Source organism: Sphingomonas bacterium (assembly GCF_903644135.1).
GTDB lineage: Bacteria > Pseudomonadota > Alphaproteobacteria > Sphingomonadales > Sphingomonadaceae > Sphingomonas.
Map to the genome: position 1 here is coordinate 1 of NZ_CAHJXA010000091.1, position 8,972 is coordinate 8,972.

An 8,972-nucleotide genomic window follows, 5' to 3' on the forward strand; every position below is an offset into this window, starting at 1 on the left:
GAGGATGCAGCGGCGCCCTGGATCGGCGCGCGCGACTGGGCGGTGCTGCTGCTGCTGTACGGCGCGGGGCTGCGCATCGGCGAGGCGCTGACGCTGACGGCGGCGGTGCTGCCGCTCGGCGAGACGCTGGCGGTGACCGGCAAGCGCGCCAAGACCCGGATCGTGCCGCTGTTGCCGCAGGTGCGCGCGGCGGTGGAGGCCTATGCCGAGCAGACGCCCTGGCCGGTGCGGCGCGACGAGCTGCTGTTCCGTGGTGCCAAGGGCGGCCCGTTGTCGGCGGCGGTGGTGCGCCGGTCGGTGCGCGGCGCGCGCGGCCGGTTGGGGCTGGGCGAGCGAACCACGCCGCACGCGCTGCGCCACAGCTTCGCCACCCACTTGCTGGGGCGCGGGGCTGACCTTCGCTCGTTGCAGGAGCTGCTGGGGCACGCCAGCCTGTCGTCGACGCAGATCTACACCGCGGTCGATGCGGCGCACCTGCTCGACGTGTACCGCAACGCACATCCGCGGGCGTAACCGCAACCCGGCGCGCGCCGGGCCGTTATCGCCCGATGACCGACACCAGGACCGAAACCGACTCGATTGGCGCGATCGAGGTTCCCGCTGACGCTTATTGGGGGGCGCAGACGCAGCGATCGATCGAGAACTTCCCGTTCGGCGCGCGCGAGCGGATGCCGATCGAGATCATCCACGCGCTCGCCTTAGTGAAGCAGGCGGCGGCGCGGGTGAACCGCGGCCACGGCCTTCCCGCCGACAAGGCCGACGCGATCGAAGCGGCCGCCGCCGAAGTGGTGGCGGGCAGCCTCGACGACCAGTTCCCGCTGGTGATCTGGCAGACCGGCAGCGGCACCCAATCGAACATGAACGTCAACGAGGTGATCGCCGGCCGCGCCAACGAAGTGCTGGCAGGCACGCGCGGCGGCAAGACGCCGGTTCATCCCAATGACGACGTCAACATGGGGCAATCGTCAAACGACAGCTTCCCGACCGCGCTCCACATCGCGGCGGCGCTCGCCTGCCGCGACCGCCTGTTGCCCGCGTTGAAGTGGCTGCGCGATGCGCTGCTCGCGAAAGCCGAGGCGTGGAGCGACATCGTCAAGATCGGCCGCACTCACCTGCAGGACGCGACGCCGCTGACTTTGGGGCAGGAGTTCAGCGGCTATTACACCCAGCTCCACCTCGCCTATGTCCGCACCGAACTGTTCGTTGCCCATGCGCTGTCGCGGCTGGCTCAGGGCGGCACCGCGGTCGGCACCGGCCTCAACGCTCCTGCCGGCTTCGGCGAGGCGTTCGCGCGGGAGATATCCGCACTGACCGGCTTCACCTTCGAGACCGCGCCCAACAAGTTCGAGGCGCTGGCGTCAAACGACACGCTGGTCGACCTGTCGGGGCGGCTCAACAGCCTGGCGGTGGCGCTGACCAAGATCGCCAACGACATCCGCCTGCTCGGCTCCGGCCCGCGCTGCGGGTTTGGCGAGCTGGACCTGCCCGCCAACGAGCCGGGCAGTTCGATCATGCCCGGCAAGGTCAACCCGACCCAGTGCGAGATGCTGACGATGGTCGCCGGGCAGGTGATCGGCAACCATGTGGCGGTCACCGTCGGCGGGATGCAGGGGCATCTGGAGCTCAACGTGTTCAAGCCGCTGATCGGCGCGGGCGTGCTGCGCTCGATCGACCTGCTGAGCGTCGGCATGGAGACGTTCGCCGCCAATTGTGTCGACGGGCTGGAGGCCAATCGCGGCCGCATCGCCGAGTTGCTCGACCGTTCGCTGATGCTGGTCACGGCGCTCGCGCCCGAGATCGGCTACGACAACGCCGCCAGGATCGCCAAGCACGCCCATGTCGAAGGCCTGACGCTCAAGGAGGCGGGGCTGGCGCTGGGGCTGGTCGATGCCGCGACCTTCGACCGCGTGGTGCGGCCGGAGGCGATGCTGGGCGGTTGAACCGGAACCCGCCGACGCTCCATGCGCTTGGCATTGTGAACACAATCAGGGGCTATGGACATGAGTGTGACGACGGTAGGAGCGCTCATCGGCGGCGCGATCGACGACATCTCGGGCGGCAGCCCGGCCGAAGGGGCGCTGATCGGCGCGGTGACGGCCAACGTCCTGAAGGTCGTGCTGCCGGCGGTCGTTACCTATGCGGTCGGCTGGGGCGTGCTGCGCGGGCTGGCGCATCTGCGCGAGGCGCTGGCGATCGGGAATAAGCAGCCAGGCTGATCGCCGCGGCCTGGACTGTCAGCTTGACCTCGCCGACTTGACCCCACTGGCCGGCGCGGCCACTAGGCCCGCCATGCCCAGCACCCCCGCCGACCCGCATAACTTCAAGCGGCGGGGGGTATTGTTCGTGCTGTCATCGCCATCCGGCGCGGGCAAGTCCACGATCGCCCGGCTGCTGCTTGCCGACGAGCCCGAGCTGGACATGTCGGTATCCGCCACCACCCGCCCGATCCGCGCCGGTGAGGTCGCGGGCCGCGACTATCACTTCGTCGACATCGAGGAATTCCGCCGCATGGTCGCGGAGGACGAGTTCCTCGAATGGGCACACGTCTTCGGCCACCGCTACGGCACGCCGCGCGCACAGGTTGAGGCGATGCTGGCGGCGGGCAAGGACGTGCTGTTCGACATCGACTGGCAAGGTGCGCAGCAGCTGTTCCAGATCGCCGGCGGCGACGTGGTGCGGGTGTTCATCTTCCCGCCGTCGATGGAGGAGCTGCGCTCACGCCTATCCAAGCGCGCCACCGACGTGCCCGAGGTGATCGACGCCCGCATGGCACGCGCGGCGAACGAGGTGAGCCACTGGGACGGCTATGATTACGTGCTGGTCAACGACGATGTCGAACGCTGCTTCGCAGGGGTGAAGACGATCCTGGCGGCGGAACGGTTGAAGCGCTCGCGCCAGACCGGGCTGATCGGGTTCATCCGCAAGTTGACGCGGTAGGTCTCACCCTAACCCTTCCGGCGCTTCGCGCCTCCCTCCCTATCCCATTGGGAGAGGGAAGGGGCCCGCTCGGCAAGCCGAGTGGGAAGGGTGAGGGTGAAGACGTGTCACCCCATCGCCCGCCCGAGCACCCGCGCCAGCCGCGCCGCGAACGCGCGCGGGTCGCTCGGTAGCTCGCCATCAGCGATCCGCGCCTCGTCGAACAACAGCCGCGCCGCGTCGTCACGCAGCTCCGCGTCGTCATCCCCCAGCCCGCTCAATCGCCCGATCAGATCGTGGCGCGGGTTGATTTCCAGCACCGGCTTGGCCGCGCTGCCGCCGCGGCCGCCCTGCGCCATCAGCTTCTCCATCTGGCGATCCATGCCATGCTCGGGCGCGACGAGGCAGACCGCGCTTTCGGTCAGCCGCTCCGACGCGCGCACGTCGCCGACCTCCTCGCCCAGCGCGGCCTTGACCGCGGCGATGAAGCCCGCGACCTCGTCCGACGTCTCGGCGGCCGGAGCCTCGCCCTCGACCAGCGGGATCAGCGACAAATCGGCCTGCCCCTGCGTCACCGACTTGAACGGCTTGCCATAGTAATCCGCGCCGGCGGTGACCCAGAAGCTGTCGATGCCGTCGGCGAGCAGCAGCACCTCGATGCCGCGGGCACGGAACCCCTCCAGCTGCGGCGAGGCGGCGAGCCGGTCGAGATCGCTGCCCGTCGCATAGTAGATCGCGGTCTGGTTCTCCTTCAGCGCCTCGCCATAGTCCTTGAGCGAGCGCCAGCCGCCCGCCGACGCCGTCGTCTTGAAGCGGGACAGGTTCAGCAGTTGCTCGCGGCGGGCGTAATCCTCGTACAACCCTTCCTTGATCGCCGCGCCGAAATTGTCCCAGATCGCGGCAAATTTGTCAGAGTCGTTCTCGGCCAGCTTCTCCAGCTCAGACAGCACGCGGTTGGCGACGCCCTTCTGGATCGCGGCGAGCACCGGGCTCTGCTGGATCATCTCACGCGAGACGTTGAGCGGCAGGTCGTTCGAATCGACCAGCCCGCGCACGAAGCGCAGGTAGCGCGGCAGGATCTCCGCCTCGTCGGTGATGAACACGCGGCGGACGTACAGCTTCACCCGGCCGCCGCGATCCTGGTCGAACAGGTCGTACGGCTTAGTCTCGGGAATGAAGGCGAGCACCGAATATTCGTGGCGGCCCTCGGCGCGGTAGTGCAGCGTCAGCGCCGGCTCGTCGAACTGACCGGCGACGGTGCGGTAGAAGTCCTTGTATTCGTCGGCGGTGATGTCCGACTTGGGCCGGGTCCACAGCGCCGCGCCGTCGGCGATCTGCTTCGCCTCGGCATCGGGCTTGTCCTTGATGGAGATAACGACCGGGACATGGCCCGACTGCGCCTTGACGGTACGCTCGACCTTGAAGCCATCGGTATAGTCGGCGGCATCCTCCTTGAGGTGCAGCGTGACGCGGGTGCCGCGCGCCGGAGCGTCGGCGGCGTCGACCGGCTCGATGGTGTAGGTGCCCTGGCCGTCCGAGGCCCAGCGCGCCGCCGCATCGCCGCCGGCGCGGCGCGAGACGACCTCGACGCGGTCGGCGACCATGAAGGCGGAATAGAAGCCGACGCCGAACTGGCCGATCAGCTGGCTGTCGCCGGCCTTTTCGGCATCGGCCAGCCTGTCCATGAACGCGCGCGTGCCGGAGCGGGCGATAGTGCCCAGCGCCTCGCCCATCTCGGCCTCGGTCATGCCGATGCCATTGTCCTCGATTGTCAGCGTCTTTCCGTCAGGGTCGAGGGTGATGACGATCTGTGGCTGGCCGTCGTCGCCCAGCAGCGCGGGATCGCTCAGCCCTTCGTAGCGCAGCTTCTCGCACGCATCGGCGGCGTTGGAGATCAGCTCGCGCAGGAAGACATCCTTGTCCGAATAGACCGAATGCACCATCATGTGCAGCAGCTTGGCGACATCGGCCTCGAAGCTGCGGGTCTCCCCGGCGGGGGCGGTGTCGGTGGTCGTCATAGCGTATCGGGCTCCTGCGGATGATTCGGGCGGGAGATGGACGCCGGAAGCGGTCCTTTCAACATCCGACCGACAACGGGTCAGATGCCGGCATACCAATCGTAATCGACATTATCCTCCCAATAGCCGCCCTTGCCCTTGCCGATCCCGGCAAGGCTCGCGACCGCGTCGATGCCCATGATGTATTTCGCCTGTTTGTAGCCGAGCTGCCGCTCCACCCGCAGGCGCACGGGCGCGCCGTGAGCGACGCTGAGCGGCGCGCCGTTCATCGCCAGCGCCAGGATCGTCTGGGGGTGAAAGGCGTCGATCAGGTCGATCGACTCGTAATAGGCGTGACCGGCGATCAGGTCTGCGCAGCGGAAGACGACATAGCGCGCGCTCTGCCGCACCGTCGCCGCCTTGAGGATGGTGCCGAGCAGCGGCCCCTGCCACTCGCCGATCGCGCTCCAGCCCTCGACGCAGTCGTGGCGAGTGATCTGGCGGCGCGCCGGCATCGCGCCGAGCTGGGCGAGGCCAAGCGACAGCGGCCGGTCGACCAGCCCGCCGACCTGCAGCCGATAGTCGGCGAAGCGGCCGTCGACCAGCGCCTGGTAAGCAGGCGTGCCGGGGTTGGCGGTGCCGTTGGCGCGGAACACCGGCGACATCTGCGCGCGCGTGAACTCCGGCGCGAGCGCCCCGCGATCGCTGAGCGCGCGTTGCAGGCCGCGCTGGATGTCCTCGCCCGCGAACAGGATGCGCCGCGCGGCGGGCACCTGCACTACCTTGTCGCAGCCGGCGAGGAGCAGTCCCGCGCCCGCGCCCACCAGATTGCGCCGCGAGATCATGCCGGCACCCGCCACCAGCCCGAGACCATCGACCGCACCTCGTTGACCACGCCCGCCAGGATGACCAGCACTAGATGGACGACGGTGAAGCCGCCGAGCAGGCTGGCGGCGAGGAAGTGTACCGAACGCGCCGACTGGCGGCCGCCGAACAGCTGCAGCAGCCATGGCCATGCCGCGTCCATGCCGGGCGACAGCGCCAGCCCGGTGGCGATCATCAGCGGCAGCAGCGCGAAGATCACCGCGATGTAGCTCCATTTCTGCAGGCTGTTGTAGCGAAGCGGCTGCTCGGGGTCGTGGAAGTGGAAGTCGAGATGATGGCGGACGTCATCGATCAAATGGTGCGGTGACACGTCCTCGCGCCGGATCGCCAGGTCACGCTGGAAGTGGCGATTGAGCAGGCTGGCGACCATGTAGATCAGCAGCCCGAAGGCGAACACCAGCGCGAACATCAGGTGCCAGCGCCGCGAGATCGCAAGATTGTAGCCCGACGGGATCGTCAGCCAGCCCGGGAAATGCGGCAGGCTGGCCCAGGCATGATCGAAGTTCGCGCCATACCGTCCCCAGTAGAGCCGCGGATGCGCGTTCGAGATACCAAGGCCGGAGCCGAGCAGGATAATGAGCGCGACGGCGTTGGTCCAATGCCACAGCCGGGTGGCGAGCCGATGCCGGCGCAACGAGGTTCCGGGGGCGGGCGACACCATTCCCGTATTGTAGCATCTCAGCGTCATGCCAGACCAGCCCGCCCGACCAGCGGACGACGCGGTACGGCCGAAAGAAAGATCGCAAGTCATGCGGCTTCCGCGACAGCGCTTCGTTGTCCGCAGCCGGCATCTGCCGTGAAAGATTGGAGAAAGCCCGATGGCCGTTAAATTTGCAGGAACACTGAACGCGATCAACCGCGGTCTCGACGGGACCAAGGCCGCCAAGGGCGCGGACATGGTGGAAGATTGGGAAGCGGCGCTGGCCGAAGTCGACGTCACCGGAGCCAAGGGCATCCTGCGTGACCTGGCAGCGTTGCGCAAGCAGCTGGAACGCGGCGAGCCGGATGCCGACCGCATCCACGCCCTCCTCCATCGCTTGGGGGTCGCCACCGTCAAGATCGCCGACAAGGCCGGCACCTCGCAGGAGAAGCTGAAGGCGCTTGGCGAAGCCCTGACCGAAGCGGGCGAGGACGCCCCGGACGAGGAAGAAGATACCGCCGCCGCCGCCGCTCCCAAGCGGGCGCGCAAGGCGAAGTGACGGTGCGGGGACGGGAGAGCGATCTTCCGTCCCCCATCCGCCGTGTAGATCAGCCGAGCGCCGCCATCTTCTGTTCGGCCTGGCGGTCGAGTTCGGCGCGGCTCTTCTTCTCGGCGGCGGTCTTCAGCTGGCCGCAGGCAGCGTCGATGTCGCGGCCGCGCGGCGTCCTGACCGGGGCGGAAATGCCAGCCTCGAAGACGATGGTCGAGAACGCCCGCACCCGCTCAGGCGTCGAGCACTCGTACGGCGCGCCCGGCCATGGATTGAACGGGATCAGATTGACCTTGGCGGGCAGGCGATAGTGGCGGAGCAGCCGCACCAGCTCGTGCGCGTCGGCGTCGCTGTCGTTCAGTCCACGCAGCATGACATATTCGAAGGTGATCCGGCGCGCGTTGTTGGCACCGGGATAGTCGGCGCACGCCTGGAGCAGCTCGTCGATGCCGTATTTGCGGTTGAGCGGCACGATCTCGTCGCGCACCTCCTTGGTCACGGCGTGCAGCGACACGGCGAGGTTGACGCCGATCTCCTCGCCCGCACGCGCCATCATCGGCACCACACCCGAGGTGCTGAGCGTGATCCGCCGCTTGGACAGCGCCAGCCCGTCGCCATCCATGACGAGGCGCAGCGCGTCGCGGACATTGTCGAAATTATACAGCGGCTCGCCCATGCCCATCATGACGATGTTGGTCAGCATCCGCCCCTCGGGCTGGCTCGGCCACTCGCCCAGGCTATCGCGCGCGAGCATGACCTGGCCGACGATCTCACCGGCGGTGAGGTTGCGGACGAGGCGCATCGTGCCGGTGTGGCAGAAACGGCAGTTGAGGGTGCAGCCGACCTGGCTGGAGACGCACAGGGTCCCGCGATCGGCATCGGGGATGAAGACCATCTCATAGTCCTGCGCATCGGGACTGCGCAGCAGCCATTTGCGGGTGCCGTCGCTCGACACCTGCGCCTCGATCACCTCCGGCCGGCCGACGACGAAGCGTTGTTCGAGCCAGGGGTGCTGCGCGCGGGCGATGTCGGTCATGCTCGCGAACTCGGTCGCGCCGCGATTGTAGAGCCAGTGCCAGATCTGCTTGGCGCGTAGCTTGGCCTGTTTCGGTTCCATGCCGGCGTCGAGCAAAGCGGTGCGCAGCTGGTCCTTGCCCAGCCCGATCAGGTCGACGCGGCCGTCGGCGCGCAGCGCCACCGCGCGCGGCACGGGCACGGGGTCGATTAGCCCGGGGATGGGCATTGGCGGCGCGAAGCTGTCGAGCATGGCGGTGCCTTAGCCCGAAACGCCGCGATTTGCCATCCCGCCGCCGTCAACGGAGCGCGGCCGCGATGCGTCGGCGCACAATCGCGCGGAAGAACAGATACTGGCCGGCGAACAGGACGAGCTTGGACGATGCAGCCCAGATGCCGAACACCGCCGCAGCGGTCCTGACCGGAACGGTGAGGATCAGCGCCAGGTTGAGCAGCCCGGTGATCAGGATCAGTCCCGCCCAGACGAAGCCCGACGCCACCACCAGCCGCCGCGGCAGCCGCGCCATCGCGATCGGCGGCACGTAGCGCCCAATCCATCCCGGCTGGAGCATCGCCAGGCCGATGATCAGGTAGGCGGCGCTGACCTGGAAGAACAACGGTCGCGCATCGTTCAGCGCCAGCGTGACGCCGCCGACCACGCCGACCAGCAGCAGCATCGCCCATTGCATCGCCGCGATCCGCTGCCGCCGCCAGCGCATCCAGCCGAGCTGTGCGAGACCAAGGACCATGCCGGACACGGTCGCGACGACCAGGCTGCCGGTGATCGCGAGGAGCATGTAGAAGCACAGGGTCGAGGCAAGATCGATCGCCAGCGGCCGGATCGCGAACACCAGCGCGGACATCTCGACCCGCCGTCGCTGGCCGGGGTTCGCCAGCGAGGCCAGGTCGTCGCTCATCGCCCCGCACAGGCCAGCGCGGCGGCGTCGATCGCCGTCGCCGCACCCGCCAG

Annotated in this window: 10 protein-coding genes; 5 read left to right on the plus strand and 5 right to left on the minus strand. The window is 68.3% G+C overall.

Going from position 1 to position 8,972, the window contains the following annotated elements; genetic code table 11:
• The 4 genes from HUU96_RS06670 to gmk form a co-directional block, all read left to right on the plus strand.
• Positions 1-513 (plus strand): tyrosine-type recombinase/integrase (locus HUU96_RS06670; protein WP_174292056.1); only part of this gene is annotated, 513 nt, incomplete at its 5' end.
• Positions 514-548: 35 nt separating this feature from the next.
• Entirely contained in the window at positions 549-1,940 is a 1,392-nt protein-coding gene (gene fumC / locus HUU96_RS06675; protein WP_174292057.1) for a class II fumarate hydratase, read from the plus strand.
• A 60-nt stretch (positions 1,941-2,000) separates the two neighbouring features.
• Positions 2,001-2,216, plus strand: coding sequence for a hypothetical protein (locus tag HUU96_RS06680; protein WP_174292058.1), 216 nt, complete (start codon positions 2,001-2,003; stop codon positions 2,214-2,216).
• A 73-nt stretch (positions 2,217-2,289) separates the two neighbouring features.
• The gene (gene gmk / locus HUU96_RS06685) at positions 2,290-2,937 is read left to right on the plus strand and encodes a guanylate kinase (RefSeq protein ID WP_174292059.1); all 648 of its coding nucleotides are present in this window, start codon (positions 2,290-2,292) and stop codon (positions 2,935-2,937) included.
• 107 nt (positions 2,938-3,044) lie between these two features.
• Here gmk and htpG read toward each other — a convergent pair whose 3' ends face one another.
• The 3 genes from htpG to HUU96_RS06700 all read right to left on the minus strand — a co-directional run bounded on the left by htpG (position 3,045) and on the right by HUU96_RS06700 (position 6,459).
• Complete coding sequence (gene htpG / locus HUU96_RS06690; RefSeq protein ID WP_174292060.1) at positions 3,045-4,934, minus strand: molecular chaperone HtpG; 1,890 nt, start codon at positions 4,932-4,934, stop codon at positions 3,045-3,047.
• A gap of 80 nt (positions 4,935-5,014) precedes the next feature.
• Complete coding sequence (locus HUU96_RS06695) at positions 5,015-5,758, minus strand: molybdopterin-dependent oxidoreductase (RefSeq protein WP_174292064.1); 744 nt, start codon at positions 5,756-5,758, stop codon at positions 5,015-5,017.
• The gene (locus HUU96_RS06700) at positions 5,755-6,459 is read right to left on the minus strand and encodes a cytochrome b/b6 domain-containing protein (protein WP_174292061.1); all 705 of its coding nucleotides are present in this window, start codon (positions 6,457-6,459) and stop codon (positions 5,755-5,757) included. Before HUU96_RS06700 ends, HUU96_RS06695 begins: the two co-directional genes overlap by 4 nt.
• 157 nt (positions 6,460-6,616) lie before the next feature.
• On the opposite strand from HUU96_RS06700, the gene HUU96_RS06705 reads away from it, so the two are divergent.
• Positions 6,617-6,997 (plus strand): hypothetical protein, encoded by a 381-nt coding sequence (locus HUU96_RS06705; protein ID WP_174292062.1) that lies wholly within the window; start codon positions 6,617-6,619, stop codon positions 6,995-6,997.
• A 49-nt stretch (positions 6,998-7,046) separates the two neighbouring features.
• Here the strand turns inward: HUU96_RS06705 and rlmN are convergent, their stop codons facing one another.
• Both rlmN and HUU96_RS06715 read right to left on the minus strand, forming a co-directional pair.
• On the minus strand, positions 7,047-8,255 hold the full coding sequence (rlmN, locus tag HUU96_RS06710) for a 23S rRNA (adenine(2503)-C(2))-methyltransferase RlmN (RefSeq protein WP_254605063.1): 1,209 nt from the start codon (positions 8,253-8,255) through the stop codon (positions 7,047-7,049).
• A gap of 46 nt (positions 8,256-8,301) precedes the next feature.
• Positions 8,302-8,972 (minus strand): septation protein IspZ (locus HUU96_RS06715; protein WP_217430282.1); only part of this gene is annotated, 671 nt, incomplete at its 5' end.

Coding starts and splice junctions, on each gene's coding strand:
- htpG (WP_174292060.1), bottom strand. CDS start 4,934: ATGACGACCACCGACACCGCCCCCGCCGGGGAGACCCGCAGCTTCGAG.
- HUU96_RS06700 (WP_174292061.1), bottom strand. CDS start 6,459: ATGGTGTCGCCCGCCCCCGGAACCTCGTTGCGCCGGCATCGGCTCGCC.
- fumC (WP_174292057.1), top strand. CDS start 549: ATGACCGACACCAGGACCGAAACCGACTCGATTGGCGCGATCGAGGTT.
- gmk (WP_174292059.1), top strand. CDS start 2,290: ATGCCCAGCACCCCCGCCGACCCGCATAACTTCAAGCGGCGGGGGGTA.
- HUU96_RS06695 (WP_174292064.1), bottom strand. CDS start 5,758: ATGATCTCGCGGCGCAATCTGGTGGGCGCGGGCGCGGGACTGCTCCTC.
- HUU96_RS06680 (WP_174292058.1), top strand. CDS start 2,001: ATGAGTGTGACGACGGTAGGAGCGCTCATCGGCGGCGCGATCGACGAC.
- HUU96_RS06705 (WP_174292062.1), top strand. CDS start 6,617: ATGGCCGTTAAATTTGCAGGAACACTGAACGCGATCAACCGCGGTCTC.
- rlmN (WP_254605063.1), bottom strand. CDS start 8,255: ATGCTCGACAGCTTCGCGCCGCCAATGCCCATCCCCGGGCTAATCGAC.